Raw genomic sequence first — 21,340 nt, forward strand, 5'->3', positions numbered from 1 at the left:
TCGCCCCAGCGGTTGCGACCAGCGCTAAAGGCGATATGGGCAAAAAAGCCCCGCCCCGACAGGAATGCCGGGGCGGGGCGCTTTTCGTCAACGAAATGTTCGAGAAGGGCAGGGCCCTTAGCGGAACATCGCGCTGATCGATTCTTCATTGCTGATGCGGCGGACCGCTTCGGCAACTACCGGCGCGATATCCAGTTGACGGATACGCGAGCAGGCTTGAGCAGCAGCGGACAACGGGATGGTGTTAGTTACCACCAGTTCGTCCAGCATGGAATTCTCGATGTTTTCGATCGCCCGACCGGACAGCACTGGGTGTGTGCAGTAGGCGAAAACCTTGGCAGCGCCATGCTCTTTCAAAGCCTTTGCCGCGTGGCACAGAGTGCCGGCGGTATCGACCATGTCATCGACCAGAATACAGGTACGCCCTTCGACATCACCGATGATATGCATCACTTCAGAGTGATTGGCTTTCTCACGACGTTTGTCGATGATCCCGAGATCCACGCCCAGGGATTTGGCAACAGCACGTGCACGCACGACGCCGCCAATGTCCGGGGACACGATCATCAGGTTTTCGAAGCGCTGATCTTCAATGTCATCCACCAGAACCGGGGAGCCGTAGATGTTATCTACCGGAATATCGAAGAAACCCTGGATTTGGTCAGCATGCAGATCAACCGTGAGAACACGGTCGATGCCGACTACGGTAAGCATGTCAGCGACGACTTTCGCGCTGATAGCCACACGTGCGGAACGCGGACGGCGATCCTGACGGGCATAACCAAAATAAGGAATAACAGCAGTAATACGAGTAGCCGAGGAGCGGCGGAAGGCATCAGCCATCACTACCAGTTCCATCAGGTTATCGTTGGTCGGAGCGCAAGTCGGCTGAATAATGAAGACATCTTTACCGCGGACGTTTTCATTGATCTCGGCAGTAATTTCGCCGTCGGAAAACTTGCCGACAGAGATGTCACCGAGAGGGATATGCAGCTGACGTACGACACGTCGAGCCAGATCGGGGTTAGCGTTCCCCGTAAAGACCATCATCTTGGACACGCGCAGTACCTAGAGGCTGAGGGTAACCTGGATGAGTATGGAAAATGGCAGGGGCGGCTGGATTCGAACCAACGCATGGCAGGATCAAAACCTGCTGCCTTACCGCTTGGCGACGCCCCTGTATCTGTTGCAACGAGTACCCAGTACTCGGTTCCTTTAGAGCAGACTTTGCAGCTTGCGATGCAACATCGAAACGTTGCTTCCTTTTGCTACAAACCCTGTAAGGGTCTCTGTAAGAAGGGCCGAGACTTTATCAGCTTCAGCTTTGCTTGGGAAGCCCCCAAACACACAACTTCCAGTTCCGGTGAGTTTTGCTTCGGTAAAATTACCTAACAAATTCAATGCGTTACGAACATCTGGATAACGCCTTGCTACCACCGGTAAGCAGTCGTTTCGACTGTTTCCCTTGGGAACGGGGCGCACTTTAATGGGAGGAGAGTTACGTGTCAACAGTGGATCTGAAAAAATTTCTGCTGTACTTACAGATACTTGCGGAACAAGCACGAGATACCACGGTTCCTCGGGTTCTACAGGGGTGAGTTTCTCGCCCACACCCTCTGCAAAAGCCGAGTGGCCACGCACGAAAACCGGGACGTCAGCCCCCAGCGTCAGGCCCAGCGCAGCCAGTCGATCCTCGTCCCAGCCCAGTTGCCAGAGGTGGTTGAGGCCCAGCAGCGTCGTCGCGGCATTGGAACTGCCGCCACCGATTCCACCCCCCATGGGCAGAATTTTTTCGATCCAGATATCGATCCCGAGCGCACAACCGGATTGCTCCTGAAGTTTTTTCGCGGCGCGAACAATCAGATTGCTGTCGTGCGGCACGCCTGGGAATTCGGTGTGCAGTTGAATCACGCCGTCATCACGCACGGCAAAGGTGATTTCATCACCGTAATCGAGGAACTGAAAAATCGTCTGCAACTCGTGGTAGCCGTCTTCACGGCGACCGAGGATGTGCAGCATCAGATTGAGTTTGGCCGGGGAGGGCAGCGTCAAGCGTGGGGCGCTCATGGTCATTGCCCCAGTTTGCGCGGTTGCCATTCCTTGATCACTAGCGTGACGTCAAGGTCGGCGCCATGCAGTTTGATCCGCTCGGGCAGCCAGTAGCCGTTTTGTTCGGCGTAACTCAGGTATTCAACCTGCCAGCCATCCTGATCCAGATTGGCCAGGCGGCTGTCGGCGTCCAGGGTCAGGCGACTTTTGCTGTCCGGCGCCGGCAGCCCGCGAACCCACCAGGCCAGATGCGAGACCGGCAATTTCCAGCCAAGCTGTGCTTCGAGCAGCTCTTCCGGTGTCGCTGCTTCATAGCGACCCTGGTTGGCGACTTCCATCGAGACTTTGCCGGGGCGGCCGGTCAGCCGTGCTGCCCCGCGACCCAGTGGGCCGGAGAGACGGATGTCGTAATAATCCTGTCGCTGCAGCCAGAACAGCGTGCCGCTGCCCGAATCTTTCGGTGCGCGAATGCCTATCTTGCCGTTGATCTGCCAGCCATCAAGGCTGGAGAGTTGCTCTTTGTGCACGCGCCACTGGGCCGGATCGCCCTGGCCCTGTACCGATTCGCGGGCGCCGAAGCCCGCGCAACCGGCGAGCAGGGCGATGAAACTGAACACGATGAAGTGGCGCAAAAACATAATCTTAAAGAGTCTCTGATCCGGTCAGGCGCTTGATGGTGCCGCGCAGGACTGGGCTGTCGGGTTGGTCCTTGAGGAATTTTCCCCAGATTTGCCTGGCTTCTTTTTGCTTGCCGTTGACCCACAGAACTTCGCCGAGGTGAGCGGCAACTTCCTGATCGGGGAAACGATCAAGGGCCTTGCGCAGCAGTTTTTCCGCTTCGTCGAAATTGCCCATGCGGAAATTCACCCAGCCAAGGCTGTCGAGTACCGCCGGGTCTTCCGGATTGATCTGGTGCGCCTGTTCGATCAAAGCCTTGGCTTCGGCATAACGGGTCGTGCGGTCGGACAGGGTGTAGCCAAGGGCGTTCAGTGCCATCGCATTGTCCGGGTCACGCTTGATGATCAGGCGCAGGTCTTTTTCCATCTGCGCCAGGTCATTGCGTTTTTCCGCCTGCATCGCCCGGGTATACAGCAGATTCAGATCGTCCGGGTATTGCTGCAAGGCCTTGGCCAGAACACCCCAGGCCTTGTCCCCCTGCTTATTGGCGGACAGGGTTTCAGCTTCGATCAGGTACAGCTGAATCGCATAGTCAGGTTGTTCATCGCGCTCGGTCGCCAGGCGACTTTGCGCTTCGGCCGTCTTGCCGTTGTTCATGAGGATATCGGCCTGACGCAGTTGCGCCGGCAGGAAGTCGTTGCCGGGGCCAACCTGGGCATATTCGATCAGTGCGCCCTGAGGATCATTACGTTCTTCCGCGATGCGCCCGAGGTTCAGGTGGGCTGAATCGACGTGGCTTTCCCGGGCAATCAGTTCTTCCAGATAACCCTTGGCCTCGTCCCAGGCTTTGGCTTCCAGGCACACCAGTGCCAGGGAATAACGCAGCTCATCGTCTTCCGGGTATTGCTGAACCAGGCTCGAGAACTCGGCCTTGGCGTCGCTCATGCGGTCCTGTTCGACCAGCATGCGCGCGTAAGTCAGGCGCAGGCGTTTGTCGTCCGGGTACTTCTTGATGCTTTTTTGCAGCAGCGGCAGGGCTTCATCGCCACGATCGAGGGTTTGCAGCAGGCGTGCGCGCAGCAGAATCGGGGCGATTTCGCCGTCGTCCGGCGGATTGTCTTCCAGTAGGGCCAGTGCCCCCTTGCCGTCGCCGTCCTGTTGCATCAACAAGGCCTTGCCGAAAATCAGCTGACTGTTTTTCGGATGACGCTGCAACAAGCGGTCAAAACTCTTCATCAGGCCGTTGCGGGTTTCCTGATCGGTATCGGCAGCGGACAGGGCAAGGAAGTCGAAATGCGTGTCGCCCTTGCCTTGCAGGACTTTCTCCATATAAACCATGGAGTCGTCATAGCGCCCGGCACGCGCCAGTTGCACGGCAGCAGCCCGTTGCGCCTCGAGGTCATCAGGCGCGTTTTTAGCCCATATCAGCGCGGTGTCGAGGGCGGCCTGATCGGCGCCCAGGTACTCGGCGATGCGGAAGGCCCGCTCGGAGATGCCCGGATCCTGGGTGTTGATGGCCTGGGTCACGTAGTTGTCCAGCGCAATGTCGAAACGATTGCGCTGGCCAGCCAGTTCGGCGCTCAACAGGCTGAAGATGGTTTCTTCACTGAATGAGCTATAGACCTTGGGCTTTTCAGGGGCCGGAGTGCTGTCTTCAACCGGCGGCGTACCGTCCGACGAAACGGGTGCCATGGCCTGGCAGCCGCTGAGGAAGACAAAAGCGAGGAGCAACGCGGAAGATCTATTCATATAGGAAGAGGACGACTAACCTGCGGTCGGATCATCATGACACAAGCCTTCGGGCAAACATAACCGAGACTCAATTGATGCCTTTATAGAGGCAAGTGATTGGGACAATAGTCAGCGGTAGTTGTTCTGTCTCTGTCGAAGTAGGACAATTGCCGGCTTCACGTCACCATCAGCGACTTTGAATGGCCTTCCTTGCACTCGGTATCAACCACAAGACTGCTTCAGTAGACGTCCGCGAGCGCGTGGCCTTTACCCCTGAGCAGCTGGTGGAGGCCTTGCAGCAGCTCTGCCGACTTACCGACAGCCGCGAAGCTGCGATCCTCTCCACCTGCAATCGCAGCGAACTCTATATAGAACAGGATCACCTGTCGGCTGACATCGTGCTGCGCTGGCTGGCCGATTATCATCATTTGAGCCTCGAAGAACTGCGTTCGTGCGCTTATGTGCACGAAGATGATGCGGCAGTTCGTCACATGATGCGGGTCGCTTCCGGGCTCGACTCGCTGGTGTTGGGCGAACCGCAGATTCTCGGCCAGATGAAATCATGCTACGCCGTGGCCCGCGAGGCCGGCACCATCGGTCCGTTGCTCGGGCGCCTGTTCCAGGCGACGTTCAACGCCGCCAAACAAGTGCGCACCGACACCGCCATCGGCGAAAACCCGGTGTCCGTGGCGTTTGCCGCGGTCAGCCTGGCGAAACAGATTTTCAGCGATTTGCAACGTAGCCAGGCCCTGCTGATCGGCGCCGGCGAGACCATCACCCTGGTCGCCCGCCATCTGCACGAGTTGGGTGTGAAGCGCATCGTCGTCGCCAACCGTACCCTGGAACGCGCGAGCATTCTTGCCGAGCAGTTTGGCGCCCATGCCGTCTTGCTCTCGGACATCCCGGCCGAACTGGTGCGCAGCGACATCGTCATCAGTTCCACCGCCAGCCAGTTGCCGATACTCGGCAAGGGCGCGGTGGAAAGCGCCTTGAAGCTACGCAAGCACAAACCGATCTTCATGGTGGACATCGCCGTACCGCGCGATATCGAGCCGGAAGTCGGCGAGTTGGACGACGTTTATTTGTATAGCGTCGACGATCTCCACGAAGTGGTCGCGGAAAACCTCAAGAGCCGTCAAGGCGCTGCACAAGCGGCGGAAGAGATGGTTTCGGTGGGTGCCGACGATTTCATGGTTCGCCTGCGCGAACTCGCGGCAGTGGATGTGCTCAAGGCCTATCGTCAGCAAAGCGAACGCCTGCGCGACGAAGAATTGCAGAAAGCCCAGCGGCTGCTGGCTAACGGCAGCAGCGCCGAAGACGTGCTGCTGCAACTGGCGCGCGGCCTGACCAACAAACTCATGCACGCCCCGAGCGTGCAATTGAAAAAGCTCACTGCCGAAGGTCGCCTCGACGCACTGGCCATGGCCCAGGAGCTCTTTGCCCTCGGAGAGGGCTCATCGGATAGCTTTTCGGATAAGAAACCGCAATGAAAGCGTCACTGCTCAATAAGCTGGACATCCTCCAGGACCGTTTCGAAGAATTGACCGCCTTGCTCGGCGACGGCGAGGTCATTTCCGATCAGACCAAATTCCGCGCCTATTCCAAGGAATACGCGGAAGTCGAGCCGATCGTCGACACCTACAAACAGTTGCTCAAAACCCAAAGCGATCTTGAGGGCGCCCAGGCATTGCTCAAGGACAGCGACCCGGACATGCGCGAAATGGCCGTGGAAGAAGTCCGCGAAGCCAAAGAACAACTGATCGAGATCGAAGCCAGGCTGCAACGCTTGTTGCTGCCCAAGGACCCGAACGACGGGCGCAACGTTTTTCTCGAAATCCGCGCCGGCACCGGCGGTGACGAGGCGGCGATCTTCTCCGGCGACCTGTTTCGCATGTATTCGCGTTACGCCGAGCGTCGCGGCTGGCGGGTGGAAATCCTCTCGGAGAACGTCGGCGAGCACGGTGGCTATAAAGAAGTCATCGCGCGGGTGGAAGGCGAAAACGTGTACGCCAAACTCAAGTTTGAATCCGGCGCGCACCGCGTACAGCGGGTTCCGGCCACTGAATCCCAGGGCCGCATCCACACCTCGGCCTGCACCGTGGCGGTGTTGCCCGAGCCGGACGAGCAGGAAGCGATCGAGATCAACCCGTCGGATTTGCGCATCGATACCTACAAGTCCTCGGGTGCCGGTGGCCAGCACGTCAACAAGACTGACTCGGCGATCCGCATCACTCACTTGCCGTCGGGTATCGTCGTCGAGTGCCAGGAAGAACGTTCCCAGCACAAGAACCGTGCGCGGGCGATGTCCTGGCTGTCGGCCAAGCTCAACGACCAGCAGACCAGCGCCGCGGCGAATGCCATTGCCAGCGAGCGTAAGTTGTTGGTGGGTTCGGGTGATCGCTCGGAGCGCATTCGCACCTACAACTTTGCCCAGGGTCGGGTCACCGATCACCGGGTCAACCTGACTTTGTACTCCCTCGACGAAATCCTCGCTGGCGGCGTCGATGCGGTCATCGAGCCGTTGCTGGCTGAATACCAAGCGGACCAACTGGCGGCCATCGAATGACGATCATCGCCAGCCTGTTGCGCGCCGCTGATCTGCCCGACTCGCCGACTGCACGTCTGGATGCCGAATTGCTCCTGGCTGCGGCGTTGGGCAAGTCCCGCAGTTTCCTGCACACCTGGCCGGAGCGCATCGTTCCGAGCGATGCAGCGCTGAAGTTTGCCGAGTACCTGCAACGCCGTCGAGGCGGCGAGCCGGTGGCGTACATTCTCGGTCAGCAAGGTTTCTGGAAGCTCGACCTGGAAGTCGCGCCACACACGCTGATCCCGCGCCCCGACACCGAGCTGCTGGTGGAAACCGCGCTGGAATTGTTGCCGGCCACGCCGGCGAAGGTCCTCGATCTTGGCACCGGCAGTGGCGCCATCGCCCTGGCCCTGGCCAGTGAACGCCTGGCGTGGAAAGTCACTGGTGTGGATCGGGTGATCGAGGCCGTGGCCCTGGCCGAGCGCAATCGCCAGCGCCTGCACCTGAACAATGCCACCGTGCTCAGCAGCCATTGGTTCAGCGCGTTGGAAGGTCAGCGTTTTCAACTGATTATCAGCAACCCGCCGTACATTGCGTCGGCTGATCCGCATCTGGTCGAAGGCGACGTACGCTTCGAGCCGGCCAGTGCGCTGGTGGCCGGTGTCGACGGGCTCGACGATTTGCGTCTGATTGTCGCCCAGGCACCGGACTACCTTGAAGCGGGCGGCTGGCTGATGCTCGAACACGGTTACGATCAAGCCGAGGTCGTGCGTAATTTGTTGTCGAGTCGTGGTTTTGAAGAAGTCCACAGCCGCACCGATCTGGGCGGCCACCAACGGATCAGCCTGGGGCGCCTGCCGTGCTGAATGATCAGGAATTGCTGCGTTACAGCCGGCAGATTCTGTTGCAACACGTCGACATCGACGGTCAGTTGCGACTGAAAGAAAGCCGTGTGTTGATCGTCGGTCTTGGCGGGCTCGGTTCGCCGGTTGCGCTGTACCTCGCCGCCGCCGGTGTCGGGGAGCTGCATCTGGCGGACTTCGATACCGTCGACCTGACCAACCTGCAACGCCAGATCGTTCATGACACCGATAGCGTTGGCCTGACCAAGGTCGATTCGGCGATTCGCCGACTGAGCGCGATCAACCCCGAGATTAAACTGATCGCCCATCGCGCGGCATTGGACGAAGATTCCCTGGCCGCTGCGGTGGCGGCGGTGGATCTGGTCCTCGATTGCTCGGACAATTTTTCCACCCGCGAGGCGGTCAACGCTGCGTGCGTGATCGCCGTAAAACCATTGGTCAGCGGCGCGGCGATTCGTCTCGAAGGACAATTGTCGGTGTTCGACCCGCGTCGTCCGCAGAGTCCGTGTTACCACTGTTTATACGGGCACGGCAGCGAAGCCGAGTTGACGTGCAGTGAAGCCGGGGTTATCGGGCCATTGGTCGGACTGGTGGGCAGCCTGCAAGCGCTGGAAGCGATGAAGTTGCTGGTGGGTTTTGGCGAACCGCTGGTAGGGCGCCTGTTGTTGATCGATGCCTTGGGCTCACGCTTCCGTGAGTTGCGGGTCAAGCGTGATCCGGGCTGCAGCGTCTGTGGGCCAAAGCATGCGTGAAGCGCCGATTGGCGTGTTCGACTCCGGCGTCGGGGGGCTGTCGGTGCTGGCCGAGATCAAGCGTTTGCTGCCCAACGAGTCGCTGCTGTACGTCGCCGACTGCGGCAACATTCCCTACGGCGAGAAAACCCCGGAATTCATTCGTGACCGTTGCAGTGTGATGGCTGGGTTTTTCCAGCAGCAGGGCGCCAAGGCGCTGGTGCTGGCCTGCAACACGGCAACCGTCGCCGGCGTCGCCGATTTGCGGCGCGATTATCCGCAGTGGCCCATCGTTGGCATGGAGCCCGCGGTCAAGCCCGCCGCCGCGGCCACCCGCAGCGGTGTGGTCGGGGTGCTCGCCACCACCGGCACCTTGCAGAGCGCGAAATTCGCCGCGCTGCTCGACCGCTTTGCCACCGACGTGCAAGTGATCACGCAGCCGTGCCCCGGCCTCGTCGAGCTGATCGAGAACGGCGATCTGCACAGTGCAGCGCTGCGTGAGTTGCTGGCCAGGTATGTCGGGCCGCTGCTCGCTGCGGGCTGCGACACGATAATTCTTGGCTGCACGCATTATCCCTTCCTAAAGCCGCTGCTAAAGCAGATGATCCCTGAGGACATCAGTTTGATCGACACCGGCGCCGCCGTGGCACGTCAGCTTCAGCGCCTGTTGGCCGAGCGTGAATTGCTCGGTGATGGGCCTGCACGTGCCGCGCAATTCTGGACCAGTGCCGATCCGGAACATTTCAGAAATATCTTGCCGATACTGTGGAATACCTCGGGTGTTGTGCGAAGCTTTAACCGGTAAGTGAAGTGTTGGGGAAAAACGGGAAACTGGGATGAACTTCTGATTAAGCGTCGACTTCTATAGTTTCAGTTTTGCTGAGCAACAAAAAAACCATTCGAAATCGTTCGGGAAAGGAAGTTTCTAGTGAAGCGACTATTCTGCTTGGCCGCGATTGCGGCCGCACTGATGGGGCACGGTTTGGCAGCACAGGCGGCAGGCGTTGAATTCGGGGTCGGTCAGACCAGCGATTCAACCATGACGTATCGACTGGGTTTGCAATTCGATTGGGACAAGAGCTGGCTGCAAAGTGACGTCGGTCGTCTGACCGGTTACTGGAGTGGCGCCTACACCTATTGGGAAGGCGACAAGACTTCCGGCAACAACAGCGTTTCGTTTTCCCCGGTCTTTGTTTATGAGTTTGCCGGGCAGAACGTCAAGCCGTATGTCGAGGCGGGAGTGGGCGTCGCGCTTTTCTCCCATACCGAACTTGAAGACAACAACATTGGCCAGTCCTTTCAGTTTGAAGACCGCTTCGGTTTCGGCCTGCACTTCGCTGGCGGACATGAAGTCGGGATTCGTGCGACGCACTATTCCAATGCTGGTCTGAGCAGTAACAACGACGGTGTAGAGAGTTATTCGCTGCACTACACGATGCCGTTGTAAGGTCAAACGCGATCCCTTGTGGGAGCTGGCTTGCCAGCGATGGGGTGTCATCTACGGTGATGTCGACTGACCCACCGTCGCTGGCAAGCCAGCTCCCACAGGGAACGAGGTGTCCGCAAAATTACCGATACGCCGTGGTAATCCCCCGGCGCTCTTCGATGCACTCCGGTGCGCCCATCTCGAACTCCCGGCAGATCAGCGGGCGTTTTTCGTAGATCGTGCACATCATGCTGTTGCGATCCAGCGCGGCGCACCAGCCGTCGTCCAGGCGCAACATCACTTCCCCGCCCCAATCATCGGTATCGATAAATCGTTCAGGCACGCCCGTGTCGGTGATCAGCATGACTTCGAGCTGGCAACAGCAGGCTGCGCAGGTCGAGCAAGTGACCGCCGGCTCGGCGATTTGCGTGTGGGGAATGGTTTTCATGGCGCGCAGTGTAAGGCAGTCGGTCGGCGCTGTGTGAAAGGCCTGACGGACGCTCAGTGGTGAGTGTCGGACGCTGCCAGTCGTTGGGCCATGAAATGCAGCGTGGGAAACAGCAAGGCCCAGAGTAGGCCGATGCCAATCAGCGTCGGCCATTGGCCGAAGGGAAATTGCACCCCGGCCAGTTGTCCTCCCGCGTAATACGACAACGGGCCACTCACGGCGCCCAATACGCTGCCCAGCCACCATGGGTGTGCCGTCCATTGCAGGCAATGGCGCAACGTCGTTGCCAAGAGCGCCCACAACACCATCAGCCACAGGGGAATCAGTGGCGCGACATCGTTGAATTCAAACACCCCCAGCCAGCGCAAGGAGCTGTCGACCGTGGTGCCCAGCAGCACGACGCTGAGGATCAACCGGCCTTCGTCCGCCCAGCGACTTATCCACAGCAGATGAATCACCAGCACGCCCAGTGCCACCAACAACCACAAACTGTTGCCGCCGACCACGCAGGCAAACCAGCCGAGTTGAAACAGTGCGGCATTGGCCAGGCGCTCAAGCATCGAAACGACCGAGCAGGGGCGCGGTCATCGCCGACGGTTTGGCCAGCAGCAATTGCGCGGTGCCGATGGTGCGCTCCAGGAAGCCGCCTTCGCAGTAGCACAGGTAAAACTCCCACAGCCGCAGGAAATAATCGTCGTAGCCCAATTCGCTGAGTCGACCGTGGGCGCGGCGAAAATTCTCATGCCACAGGCGCAGGGTTCGCGCGTAGTGCAGGCCGAAATCCTCCATGTGCAGCAGGTTCATGTCGGTGTCGCGGCTGACGATCTCCAGCATCTTCTGCACACAGGGCAGGGCGCCGCCGGGGAAAATGTAGCGCTGGATGAAATCGACGTTGGTCTTGGCCTGCTCGTAGCGCTGGTCGCGGATGGTGATTGCCTGCAACAGCATCAAGCCATTGCTTTTGAGCAAGTGCGCGCATTGCTTGAAGTAAGTCGGCAGAAAACGGTGGCCCACCGCTTCGATCATCTCGATCGACACCAGTTTGTCGTATTGCCCGGTGAGGTCCCTGTAATCCTGGAGCAGCAACGTGACCTGGTCCTGCAACCCGAGGGCTTCGATCCGTTGCGCGGTGAACGCAAACTGTTCTTTGGAAAGCGTGGTAGTGGTGACTTTGCAGCCGTAATGCTGCGCCGCATAGAGCGCCATGCTGCCCCAGCCGGTGCCGATTTCCAGCAGGTGATCGCTCGGTTTCAGGTCGAGCTTCTGGCAGATCCGTTGCAGTTTGTTCAACTGCGCCTGTTCCAGGGTGTCATCGGCGCTGAGAAATTGAGCGGCCGAGTACATCATGGTCGGGTCGAGGAATTGCTCGAACAGATCATTGCCGAGGTCATAGTGGGCGGCGATGTTTTTCTGCGAGCCCTTGCGTGTGTTGCGGTTGAGCCAGTGCAGCCCTTGAACGAACGGCCGGCCGAGTTTTGCCAGACCTCCTTCCAGCGCATCCAGCACTTCCAGATTGCTGACGAACACCCTGACCACCGCGGTCAAATCCGGAGAACTCCAATAGCCGTGGATAAACGCCTCGCCCGCGCCGATCGAACCGTTGCTCGCCACCAGTCCCCATACCGCGCGATCAAGGATGTGGATTTCCCCGAGCAAATGGCTGCCCACCGTGCCGAAGACATGGCGCTCGCCGTCTTCGATGACCACCAGTTGCCCGTGTTTGAGGTGCGCCAGTTGCCGCAGCACGCCACGGCGCAGCAGCGATCCGGTCAGGCCGTTGGTGTTGAACAGGTTGGCTTTGGCCGAGACACTAGAGGATTTCATGGCGGCGATCCTTGGGCGGAACGGTGGCGGTTTGAAAGCTGCCGTCGGCAGCTTGATGAGCAAATATCGGTACGCGTTTGAGCAGCAGACGCACGGCTTGCCAATAAATCGCCAGGCAGGTTTTTGCCGTCATCCACGGAAAACGCCGCAAGTAACGGTGCAAGCTGGTGCGATTCAGGGCTTCACGTTTCAGGTTGAGCGTGGCGTCGAACAGTTTCAGTTCGCCCTGCCAGTCCGCCATGTGCACGCCGAGTCTTTTCGCGACGGGGCTGAAGCTCATTCGATGTTCGAGATCACGCGGTAGAAACGGCGACACATGAAAAGCCTTGGCCACGGCGAAGTGCTGATGGAAATCGCGCAGGTCCTCCGGTGTTCTGGCCGGCAACACGTAGTGATAACGCTCGCGCCACGGCGTGTTGGTCACTTCGGCGAGAATCGCCGCCAGCTGACCGTCGGCTTCGTAGCAGTAGAAAAAACTCACCGGGTTGAACGACAGGCCCCAGCTGCGCGGCTGGGTCAGCAGGCAGATCGAACCTTGTGGCGCATGGCCGGTGGCCTGACGGACCTGTTCGCGCACAGCGTCGCTCAAGCGCATACCAGTACCGGTGAAGGTTTTCAGGTAATCGCTCTCGCGAAACGAAAAGGGCGAAAAGCGGCTGTTGCCCGACAATGCCGACAACCCGAGCACGGCGTCCTGTTCGGCGAGGTCGAGGTACAGCAGGCCGATCCGATAACGAAACGCATGCTGGCGAGGGGCGAACCGCCGATGGCTGATCCAGCCGCTATAAAGGGCGCTGTTCACAAGGTTTCTCCCAACGACCCGGCGACGCGCAACGCGCTGACCACGCCGTCTTCATGAAACCCGCTGGCCCAATAGGCGCCGCAATAATAAGTGTGCTGCGCGCCGTTCAATTCTTCCCAGCGTGCTTGCGCGGCAACCGCCGCCAAGCTGTATTGAGGATGTGCGTAGATGAATCGACCGAGCACGTGCGATGGGCTGATGCCGGCGCTCTGATTGAGGCTGACGCAGAACGTGGTGTCGCTCTGGATGCCCTGCAGGATGTTCATGTCGTAAGTGACGGCGGCCAGCGAATGGCCGACGCCGCCGAGGCGGTAGTTCCAGCTGGCCCAGGCGAGTTTTCGCGAAGGCAGCAAGCGGGTGTCGGTGTGCAGCACCACTTCGTTGTCAGCGTAAGGCAGGGCGCCGAGGATCAACTGTTCGGCGGCGCTGGGCTTGGCCAGCAGTTTCAAGGCCTGGTCGCTGTGGCAGGCGAACACCACTTTGTCGAAGCGCTCGCTGCCGGCGGCGCTGTGGATAACTACGCCGTCGGCATCGCGCTCGACACGCGTCACGGCGCAGTTGAGGCGGATTTTCTCTTTATAGGATGCCGTCAGCGGCGCGATGTAAGCACTTGAGCCGCCCTCGATCACACACCATTGCGGACGGTTGTTGACTGACAGCAACCCGTGATTCTTGAAAAACCTGATGAAGAACTGCAGGGGAAACCCGAGCATCTCGGCCATGGGCATCGACCAGATCGCCGCGCCCATCGGCACGATGTAATGCAGGATAAAACGCTCGCCGTAACCGTCGGCCCTCAGGTAATCATCGAGGGTGGTGTCGGCAGCGATTCGACCTTCGGCAAGGTCCAGCTGCGCTTGTTTGTTGAAGCGCAAAATGTCCCGCAGCATGCCCCAGAAACCCGGCGACAGCAGGTTGCGCCGCTGGGCGAACAAGCTGTTGAGGTTATTGCCGTTGTACTCAAGCCCGCTGTCCGGGTCGGTGACCGAGAAGCTCATCTCCGTCGGTTTGAAACCCACGCCAATCTGGCCCAGCAGGCGGATGAAGTTCGGGTAGGTCCAGTCGTTGAACACGATGAAACCGGTGTCCACGGCATAGCGCCGTCCATCGACCGTCACGTCCACAGTGTGGGTGTGACCGCCTATCCGCTCGCCGGCCTCGAACAGGGTGATCTCGTGGCGGCGATTCAGCAGGTAAGCGCTGGTCAGCCCCGAGATGCCGCTGCCGATGATGGCGATGTTCACGGTGCATCCTTGATCGGTGGACTGCTGCGCACCATGCGTTTGCCGATCGCGAGTTTTATCCGGTTGGGCATTTTCGACAGCGGCCAGAGTGCCGCCATGAACAGCGCCGGGAAGGCGATTTCCAGCGGACGGTTTTTCAGTTTGGCGAAGATGTGCCGTGCGGCTTTGCCGACCGGCCAACTGAGCGGCATGGGGAAATCGTTTTTGGCGGTCAGCGGCGTGTCGACGAACCCCGGGCTGACGATGGTGATTTCAATGCCTTCCGGCGCCAGGTCAATGCGCAACGATTCGAACAGATAACGCAGCCCGGCCTTCGACGCACCGTAGGCTTCGGCGCGTGGCAGAGGCAGGTAAGTCACCGAGCTGGCGACCCCCACCAGATGCGGCGCAGTGCCCTTGCGCAACAGCGGCAGGGCGGCTTCGATGCAATAACTGCTGGCGAGCAGATTGGTGCGCACGACGTGCTCGATGATGGAGGCATCAAACTGCTGCGCGTCGACGTATTCGCAGGTGCCGGCGTTGAGAATCACCGTGTCCAGCGAGCCCCAGTCTTCAGCGATTTGCTCGCCGATTTCGCGCACGGTCTGACTGTTGGTCAAATCCCCGGCCACCACCAGCACTTGCCCGGGATAGCGTTGTGACAAGACTTTAAGTGGGGCCACCGAGCGCGCACTGACGGCCAGGTGAGCGCCGGTTTTCAGAATTTCTTCGGCCAGCGCGGCACCTATGCCGCTGCTGGCGCCGGTCAGCCAGTATCGTCGTGGCGTTGTAAGGCTCATCCCATTCTCCTTTTCAACCAGGCAATCGCCCGACCCAACACAGGTAAATGTTCGTAAAGCATGGCCCCGGCATCGAAGTAATCCCGATGCCGGTAAACCTTGTCGTGCCAACGCAGGTGCGAGCATCCGTCGACCCGGATCAACCGGCCACTGGCCAGGCGCGGATGGCGGTAACTCATGACCCAGCGCAGATAACCTTCGCCTTCAGCGATCTGATCGAAGCCGTGAAAATCAAAGCGCAGTTCACTGACATTGGCGTAGAGCTCGCCGAAGTAATTGCGCAAGGTGTCGATGCCCTGCACGTCGTGCAACGGATCGGTGAAGTGCACGTCGCGGGTGTACAGCTCGTTCAGGCGCTGCAGGTTGTCCTTGTTGAGCCCCGAGAACTGTTGGGCAAAATGCCGCAGGAAATTACTCATACCCGCCTCCGGCATTTTGTCGCGAGGGCAGGTTTTTGAACGCTGCCAGCGCGCGTGTGCGGGAAGTGCTCAGGTTGACGATCGGCGACGGATAATCGGCAATCCCGAACAGCCCTCCAAGATTCGCAGGGTTGTGCACGTCTTTCTTGTTCAGCCCAGCCAGTTCCGGTAGCCAGTGCTTGATGAACAGCCCTTCGCTGTCGAATTTTTCCGACTGGCTCAGCGGGTTGAAAATCCGGAAGTAGGGCGCCGAGTCGGTGCCGGTGGACGAACTCCACTGCCAGCCACCATTGTTCGCCGCCAGATCACCGTCGATCAGGTGACGCATGAAAAAGCGCTCGCCTTCACGCCAGTCGATCAACAGGTTTTTGGTCAGGAACATCGCCACGACCATGCGCAAGCGGTTGTGCATCCAGCCGGTTTCCAGCAGTTGGCGCATCGCCGCGTCGATGATCGGCAAGCCGGTGCGCGCCTCCTGCCACGCCAGCAGTTCTTCCGGTGCGTCGCGCCAGGCCAGCGCTTCGGTTTCCGGGCGAAAGGCGCGATGGCGCGAGACTCGCGGATAACCCACCAGAATGTGCTTGTAGAACTCGCGCCACAGCAGCTCGTTGATCCAGGTCACCGCGCCGACTTTGCCGCTTTCGAACTCGCCCTGATTGCTTTGCAGGGCGGTGTGCAAACATTGGCGTGGAGAAATTACACCGGCCGCGAGGTAGGCCGACAGCTGGCTGGTGCCGGGTTTGGCCGGGAAATCACGCTCGCTTTTGTAGTAGTCGATCTGCGCATCGGCGAAAGTGTCGAGCCGCCGCCGGGCCTCGGCTTCACCGGCGGGCCACAGGGCACGCAAGGTGTTGCTCGGGGTTTCGAAGCCTTCAACGCTTGCGGGTACTGTGTCGCTGGCGATGTCCAGCTTCGCTTGCGCCATGGGCGCACTGACCAGACTCGGCATTGACTGGTGCAGTCGCTCATAGCAGACCTTGCGGAACTGGCTGAAGACCTGGAAATAGGTGCCAGTCTTGGTCAGCACGCTGCCGGGTTTGAACAGCAGTTGGTCGAGGTAGCTATAGAAGTCGATGTCGTTGGTTTTCAGTGCTTCGGCCACCGCCTCGTCACGACGGTTTTCGTGAATGCCGTATTCTTCGTTGGCGTGCACGGCGTCGATCTTCAACTGCTGGCAAAGCTCGAGCAACACCTTCGGCGCGTCATCCCAGCGAGGCGCGCGGCGGATCAGCAACGGAATGTTCAGCTCATTCAGCGCGTGGCTCAACTCGCTCAGGTTGCGCAGCCAGAAATCCACTTTGCACGGCGCGTCGTCGTGTTCGCGCCATTGCTCCGGGCTCAGCAGATACACCGCCACGCTCGGGCCTCGTGCAGCGGCGGCCGAGAGGGCGGTGTTGTCATGTAGGCGCAAATCGCTGCGCAGCCAGATCAATTGCATGGGAGTTTCCGCACGATTCATTTAAACAATTCCGCGCTGTACCAAGTCTTGATGAGCCCGTAACGGGTCTTCAGCCAGGAACAAGTCAGCGATCTCTGAGGTTTTTACGGACAACTCGGCGTGGTGGATGCATACCGTTGGTCCGGCAATCATTTTTGGGCAACTGACGCCATTGAAAAGTTTCGGCAACTGCGCGAGGTTCATCGCTTTGCTCGAATACAGCAGCACGCCGCGGGCTTGCAGGTGATCGACCGCCAGCGCGAGTTCGCCGGAGGGCAACGGCCAATCGAAGACTTCCACCGGGCAATCGGCGCTGCTGATCAGCCACGCGGTCAGCCACACATGAGGTTCCAGCGGCAGGTCCGAATGATTGATCAACAGCAGCGGTGCGGTGCGCAACTGACGGTTGTTATGGTAGATGCGCGCGCCGAATTTGCTGCGCAGCCAAGAGTAGAAAAACACCCGTTCCATCTGCGCGCCAAACTGGCCCTGCCAGCGTTGCTCGAGTTCCGCGAGCAACGGCATCAGCAGTTGTTCACACAAGGTGCGCGGCGGGTACAAGGCGATGGCCTGATTCACCGTGTCATCGAGGGTGCGTTCGTTGAGTTGCGTGACGGCCTGCAGCAACGTGTTGCGCAGCACCTGCCAGTCGTTTTCGACCGTATCGGTAAACGCCTGTGGCGTGTCGAGCAACTGCTTGACCTGGCTGACGGCGACGCCGCGATTGAGCCAGGTGAGGATCGTCAGGATGCGTTGCACGTGTTCGGCGCTGAACAACCGATGGCCCTTGGGTGTACGTTGTGGCACGACCAAGCCGTAGCGCCGTTCCCAGGCGCGCAGGGTGACGGCGTTGACGCCGGTTTGCCGCGCCACTTCTCTAATGGGCAGCCAGCCTTCGTCGAGGGCTTTCTTGAAGTCGGCGCCGAGGTCTTCGCCGGCGCTGGTATCGATCGGGGTTTTCATCAGATTGCGTTTCGCAGGCTGAGGTTTTCCGGGTGCGGTTGCAGGTAAACCTGCTGCGCAATATACGGATCCGGATGTTGGCGAAAGTAGTGTTTGAGCAGGGTCAACGGCACTACCAGCGGCACGATACCGTGTCGGTATTGCCCGATGACGTGCTGCACTTCCTGTTTGTCTTCAGCGCTGATGACCTGTTTGAGGTAACCGCTGAGGTGTTGCAGGACGTTGGTGTGGGTACGGCGGGTGGCGCATTTTTTCAACGCCGCCATCAACTCGCTGAAGTAGCGTGGGCCGAGTTCATTGGGATCGGTCTGGCCCATGTTGCCCAATAGATTGCCCAGGGTTTTGTACTGCACCGGGTTGTGGGCCATCAGCAGGTATTTGTAGCGCGAGTGAAATTCGATGAGTCCGCGACGAGTCAGGCCTTCTTGCAACAACTGCTGCCAGGCGCTGTAGGCAAACACACGGGTGAGGAAGTTTTCCCGCAGCACCGGGTCGTTGAGCCGACCGTCTTCTTCCACCGGCAAGTCCGGGTGCCGCGCGCAGAAAGCCTGGGCATAGATGCCACGGCCACCGCCGTCTACCGGCGCACCGTTGGTGTGGTAGACCTTGACCCGATCAAGTCCGCAGGACGGCGATTTCTGCATAAAGATGTAGCCGCAGATGTCATTCAACTCCGCGGCCATTTTTTCACCGTACTCGGCCAGCGGGCCGGTGACATTCAGTTCGGGGTGAACGGTGCCGACGGCTTGGGGATGTTCGGCGTCGCCGACCAAGCGGATCGGTTGCCGTGGAATGCCGAGCCCGATCGCGACCTCGGGGCACACCGGGACGAAATCGAAATATTCAGTGAGGGTGCGGCTGCACAGTCGCGATTCCTTGTGCCCGCCGTTGAAACGCACCTCGGCGCCCATCAGGCAGGCGCTGATGGCGATTTTCGGTTTCACGCTGGCATGGGGCATCGGAGCACCTCGAATCTGAGCCTGTACAGATTATTGGGTCTGTACAACATGCCTTCATCATAGATTCAAAGGTGTACAAGTCAAATTGTTTGTACAAGTTTTCGACCGCGCGCAATGCCCCTGTGGGAGCTGGCTTGCCAGCGATGAACGAAAAACGCGGTCCTGTTAAACCGCAGTGCCTGGATCGCCGGCAAGCCGGCTCCTGCAAGGATCTATTTCCAGCCTGTTTGCCAGTCGTCGCTGTTTTTCAAAGTTTGCCACGTCAGGCGTTCACTGCGTTTGGTCAGCACCGCCTGCAACTCGACCTCCAGCACAGTGCCTTCCTCATCACGGAACAGCTCGGTCACCAGAAAATGTTTTTCGCGGTTTTGCGGGTGGGCTGCTGTCCATTTCGACAGCAGCAATTTGCTCGGGTTGATGCGATTCATTGCAGGTTTTCGTGCAAGCGACGGGCGGCTTCCTGGCCACTGAGCCAGGCGCCTTCGACGCGGCCGGACAAGCACCAGTCGCCACAGGCGTAGAGGCCGAGATCGGCATCGGCAAGCGCGCCCCATTCATGGCTGCTGGCAGGGCGGGCGTAGAGCCAGCGATGGGCGAGACTGAAGGTCGGCGCGGGCATGGCGCTGTGCAGCAATTCGGCGAACGCACCGTGCAATTGTTCGATCACGGCTTCCTTGGACAGGTCGATATGTTGCCGGCTCCAGGCACTTGTGGCATGCAGCACCCAAGTGTCCAGCGTGTTGTCACGCCCCGGTTTGCTGCGGTTTCGAGCCAGCCAGTCGAGCGGACTGTCCTGCACGAAGCAGCCTTCCATGGGCGTATCCAGCGGTGTATCGAAGGCCAGTGCGACCGCCCAGGTCGGGTCCATTTTTACCCCGGCAGCGGCACCGGCGAGTTTCGGCGCGGAGGCCAGCAATGCGGTCGCCTGAGGGGCTGGCGTGGCGATGATCACATGGCTGAACGGCCCATGGGTAAAGCCTTCCGCGTCCTGCAAATGCCAGTGCTCTTCACCGCGATAGACCTCGGTGATGCGGCAGGCAAACTGCACTTGTGCATCACCCAGCAAGCCTCGGGTGATAGCGCTCATGCGTGGCGTCCCGACCCAGCGCGTCTGTTCGTCCGGCGACAGATTCAACTGCCCACCGTGGAAGGTGTAGAGCTGCGGCGTCCATTCGGCGACCCAGCCATTGGCTTGCCAGCGCTGGACCTCGGTGACAAAGCGGCGATCACGTGCGGTGAAATATTGCGCGCCCATGTCGAGTGCGCCCGCATCGCTGCGCTTGCTCGACATGCGTCCGCCACTGCCGCGGCTTTTGTCGAAAATCTGCACGACATGCCCGGCCTCTGTAAGCGCCTGCGCGGCGGACAGTCCGGCGATGCCGGTGCCGATGATTGCGATAGGTACAGTCATAGGGGCCTCGTTTACCTTTCTGTACAGACTACGCCGGGGTTGAAACCTGTACAATATTGTTTTTTGGTATAACTTTCAGCGTTCTCGTTCTGACAGCTTGGCCTATGGTTAATCACAGAGCCTGCCCGATACCAAAGATCCCTGCTTATAAAAATAGACTAGTGATCAGGGTAAAACGCCACGCGAGGAAGAAGTCATGCACATATTGCTGACCGGCGGTACTGGTTTGATAGGACGTCAACTCTGCCGACACTGGTTGAGCCAGGGGCACCGTCTGACCGTTTTGAGCCGCACACCTGAAAAAGTCGCGAAAATCTGCGGTGCCGACGTGCGCGGCATCGTCCGGCTGGAAGACTTCGGGCAGGAGCCGCTGGACGCGGTTATCAACCTCGCGGGGGCGCCGATTGCCGACCGCCCCTGGACGTCCCGGCGCAAAGCCTTGCTCTGGAGCAGTCGCATCAGCCTGACCGAGACGCTGCTGGCGTGGCTGGAGAGTCGGGAGCAGAAACCGCAGGTGTTGATTTCGGGTTCCGCTATAGGCTGGTATGGCGACGGTGGCGAACGGGAACTGACTGAAGAGTCGGCACCCGGGATAGACGATTTCGCCAGTCAGTTGTGTATAGCCTGGGAAGAAACCGCGCAACGCGCCGAGGCGCTGGGCATTCGCGTGATCTTCGTTCGGACCGGGCTGGTGCTGGCTGCCGAGGGCGGCTTTTTGTCGCGGCTGTTGCTGCCGTTCAAACTGGGGCTGGGCGGGCCTCTGGGCAGTGGTCGGCAGTGGATGCCGTGGATCCATATCAAGGATCAGATCGCCCTGATTGATTTTCTTCTGCATCAGAAAACCGCCAGCGGTCCCTATAATGCCTGCGCGCCGAAACCGGTGCGCAATCGCGAATTTGCCAAGACGCTGGGCAGCGTGCTGCACCGCCCGGCGTTCATGCCCATGCCGGCGCTGGCCTTGAAGGTAGGCCTGGGCGAGTTGTCATTGCTCCTGCTGGGCGGCCAAAAGGCCCAGCCGACCCGCTTGCTCGAAGCCGGTTTCACTTTCCAGTTCACTGATCTGCGCGCGGCACTGGACGACTTGTCCAGCCGCCTTTGAAATAGGACG

General features: G+C 59.6%; 23 protein-coding genes and 1 tRNA gene. 7 read left to right on the top strand and 17 right to left on the bottom strand.

Features of this window, described 5'->3' with window-relative positions:
• Positions 1-117 precede the first annotated feature (117 nt).
• The 5 genes from ACYZT4_RS25545 to ACYZT4_RS25565 form a co-directional block, all read right to left on the bottom strand.
• Entirely contained in the window at positions 118-1,059 is a 942-nt protein-coding gene (locus ACYZT4_RS25545; RefSeq protein ID WP_003208392.1) for a ribose-phosphate pyrophosphokinase, read from the bottom strand.
• A gap of 45 nt (positions 1,060-1,104) precedes the next feature.
• Positions 1,105-1,179: transfer RNA gene (locus ACYZT4_RS25550), tRNA-Gln, on the bottom strand.
• Positions 1,180-1,215: 36 nt separating this feature from the next.
• A complete protein-coding gene (gene ispE, locus ACYZT4_RS25555) occupies positions 1,216-2,067 on the bottom strand; it encodes a 4-(cytidine 5'-diphospho)-2-C-methyl-D-erythritol kinase (protein ID WP_461983709.1) in 852 nt (283 codons plus the stop codon).
• Positions 2,068-2,069: 2 nt separating this feature from the next.
• Positions 2,070-2,687, bottom strand: a complete 618-nt coding sequence (lolB, locus tag ACYZT4_RS25560) for a lipoprotein insertase outer membrane protein LolB (RefSeq protein ID WP_461983711.1) — start codon at positions 2,685-2,687, stop codon at positions 2,070-2,072.
• Between the two features lie 4 nt (positions 2,688-2,691).
• Positions 2,692-4,416: a tetratricopeptide repeat protein gene (locus ACYZT4_RS25565; RefSeq protein ID WP_461983713.1), complete on the bottom strand. Its 1,725-nt coding sequence runs from the start codon at positions 4,414-4,416 to the stop codon at positions 2,692-2,694.
• 182 nt (positions 4,417-4,598) lie between these two features.
• Between ACYZT4_RS25565 and hemA the strand changes: the two genes are divergently transcribed.
• From hemA to ACYZT4_RS25595, 6 genes are all read left to right on the top strand, one after another.
• Complete coding sequence (gene hemA, locus ACYZT4_RS25570) at positions 4,599-5,888, top strand: glutamyl-tRNA reductase (protein WP_461983715.1); 1,290 nt, start codon at positions 4,599-4,601, stop codon at positions 5,886-5,888.
• Positions 5,885-6,964 (top strand): peptide chain release factor 1, encoded by a 1,080-nt coding sequence (prfA, locus tag ACYZT4_RS25575; protein ID WP_461983717.1) that lies wholly within the window; start codon positions 5,885-5,887, stop codon positions 6,962-6,964. Before hemA ends, prfA begins: the two co-directional genes overlap by 4 nt.
• Positions 6,961-7,791 (top strand): peptide chain release factor N(5)-glutamine methyltransferase, encoded by an 831-nt coding sequence (gene prmC, locus ACYZT4_RS25580; RefSeq protein ID WP_461983718.1) that lies wholly within the window; start codon positions 6,961-6,963, stop codon positions 7,789-7,791. Before prfA ends, prmC begins: the two co-directional genes overlap by 4 nt.
• The gene (locus ACYZT4_RS25585) at positions 7,785-8,540 is read left to right on the top strand and encodes a molybdopterin-synthase adenylyltransferase MoeB (protein ID WP_461983720.1); all 756 of its coding nucleotides are present in this window, start codon (positions 7,785-7,787) and stop codon (positions 8,538-8,540) included. Before prmC ends, ACYZT4_RS25585 begins: the two co-directional genes overlap by 7 nt.
• Positions 8,533-9,324, top strand: a complete 792-nt coding sequence (gene murI / locus ACYZT4_RS25590) for a glutamate racemase (RefSeq protein WP_461983722.1) — start codon at positions 8,533-8,535, stop codon at positions 9,322-9,324. The genes ACYZT4_RS25585 and murI overlap by 8 nt, the downstream gene beginning before the upstream one ends.
• Before the next feature lie 123 nt (positions 9,325-9,447).
• Positions 9,448-9,966, top strand: a complete 519-nt coding sequence (locus tag ACYZT4_RS25595) for an acyloxyacyl hydrolase (RefSeq protein ID WP_461983724.1) — start codon at positions 9,448-9,450, stop codon at positions 9,964-9,966.
• 121 nt (positions 9,967-10,087) lie between these two features.
• On the opposite strand, the gene ACYZT4_RS25600 is transcribed toward ACYZT4_RS25595, so the two are convergent.
• The 12 genes from ACYZT4_RS25600 to ACYZT4_RS25655 form a co-directional block, all read right to left on the bottom strand.
• Positions 10,088-10,393 (bottom strand): YkgJ family cysteine cluster protein, encoded by a 306-nt coding sequence (locus tag ACYZT4_RS25600; RefSeq protein ID WP_461983725.1) that lies wholly within the window; start codon positions 10,391-10,393, stop codon positions 10,088-10,090.
• Between the two features lie 53 nt (positions 10,394-10,446).
• The gene (locus ACYZT4_RS25605) at positions 10,447-10,953 is read right to left on the bottom strand and encodes a DUF2878 domain-containing protein (protein ID WP_461983727.1); all 507 of its coding nucleotides are present in this window, start codon (positions 10,951-10,953) and stop codon (positions 10,447-10,449) included.
• Positions 10,946-12,217 carry a class I SAM-dependent methyltransferase gene (locus ACYZT4_RS25610; protein ID WP_461983729.1) on the bottom strand — a complete coding sequence of 424 codons (1,272 nt, stop codon included), beginning with the start codon at positions 12,215-12,217 and terminating at the stop codon, positions 10,946-10,948. Before ACYZT4_RS25610 ends, ACYZT4_RS25605 begins: the two co-directional genes overlap by 8 nt.
• A complete protein-coding gene (locus ACYZT4_RS25615; RefSeq protein ID WP_461983730.1) occupies positions 12,204-13,019 on the bottom strand; it encodes a DUF1365 domain-containing protein in 816 nt (271 codons plus the stop codon). The genes ACYZT4_RS25610 and ACYZT4_RS25615 overlap by 14 nt, the downstream gene beginning before the upstream one ends.
• Positions 13,016-14,263, bottom strand: a complete 1,248-nt coding sequence (locus tag ACYZT4_RS25620) for an NAD(P)/FAD-dependent oxidoreductase (protein WP_461983731.1) — start codon at positions 14,261-14,263, stop codon at positions 13,016-13,018. Before ACYZT4_RS25620 ends, ACYZT4_RS25615 begins: the two co-directional genes overlap by 4 nt.
• Positions 14,260-15,042, bottom strand: coding sequence for an SDR family NAD(P)-dependent oxidoreductase (locus tag ACYZT4_RS25625; RefSeq protein WP_461983733.1), 783 nt, complete (start codon positions 15,040-15,042; stop codon positions 14,260-14,262). Before ACYZT4_RS25625 ends, ACYZT4_RS25620 begins: the two co-directional genes overlap by 4 nt.
• A complete protein-coding gene (locus ACYZT4_RS25630) occupies positions 15,039-15,461 on the bottom strand; it encodes a nuclear transport factor 2 family protein (RefSeq protein ID WP_461983735.1) in 423 nt (140 codons plus the stop codon). The genes ACYZT4_RS25625 and ACYZT4_RS25630 overlap by 4 nt, the downstream gene beginning before the upstream one ends.
• Positions 15,454-16,899 carry a deoxyribodipyrimidine photo-lyase gene (gene phrB / locus ACYZT4_RS25635; RefSeq protein WP_461983737.1) on the bottom strand — a complete coding sequence of 482 codons (1,446 nt, stop codon included), beginning with the start codon at positions 16,897-16,899 and terminating at the stop codon, positions 15,454-15,456. Before phrB ends, ACYZT4_RS25630 begins: the two co-directional genes overlap by 8 nt.
• Before the next feature lie 21 nt (positions 16,900-16,920).
• A complete protein-coding gene (locus ACYZT4_RS25640; protein ID WP_461983738.1) occupies positions 16,921-17,862 on the bottom strand; it encodes a MerR family transcriptional regulator in 942 nt (313 codons plus the stop codon).
• Positions 17,862-18,821 (bottom strand): YbgA family protein, encoded by a 960-nt coding sequence (locus tag ACYZT4_RS25645; RefSeq protein WP_461983740.1) that lies wholly within the window; start codon positions 18,819-18,821, stop codon positions 17,862-17,864. The genes ACYZT4_RS25640 and ACYZT4_RS25645 overlap by 1 nt, the downstream gene beginning before the upstream one ends.
• A 212-nt stretch (positions 18,822-19,033) precedes the next feature.
• Positions 19,034-19,249, bottom strand: coding sequence for a TIGR02450 family Trp-rich protein (locus tag ACYZT4_RS25650; protein WP_461983742.1), 216 nt, complete (start codon positions 19,247-19,249; stop codon positions 19,034-19,036).
• Positions 19,246-20,232 (bottom strand): NAD(P)/FAD-dependent oxidoreductase, encoded by a 987-nt coding sequence (locus tag ACYZT4_RS25655; RefSeq protein ID WP_461983744.1) that lies wholly within the window; start codon positions 20,230-20,232, stop codon positions 19,246-19,248. The genes ACYZT4_RS25650 and ACYZT4_RS25655 overlap by 4 nt, the downstream gene beginning before the upstream one ends.
• A gap of 196 nt (positions 20,233-20,428) precedes the next feature.
• On the opposite strand from ACYZT4_RS25655, the gene ACYZT4_RS25660 reads away from it, so the two are divergent.
• Positions 20,429-21,331 (top strand): TIGR01777 family oxidoreductase, encoded by a 903-nt coding sequence (locus tag ACYZT4_RS25660; RefSeq protein WP_461983746.1) that lies wholly within the window; start codon positions 20,429-20,431, stop codon positions 21,329-21,331.
• Positions 21,332-21,340 lie beyond the last annotated feature (9 nt).

Source organism: Pseudomonas sp. GB2N2, from assembly GCF_054897705.1.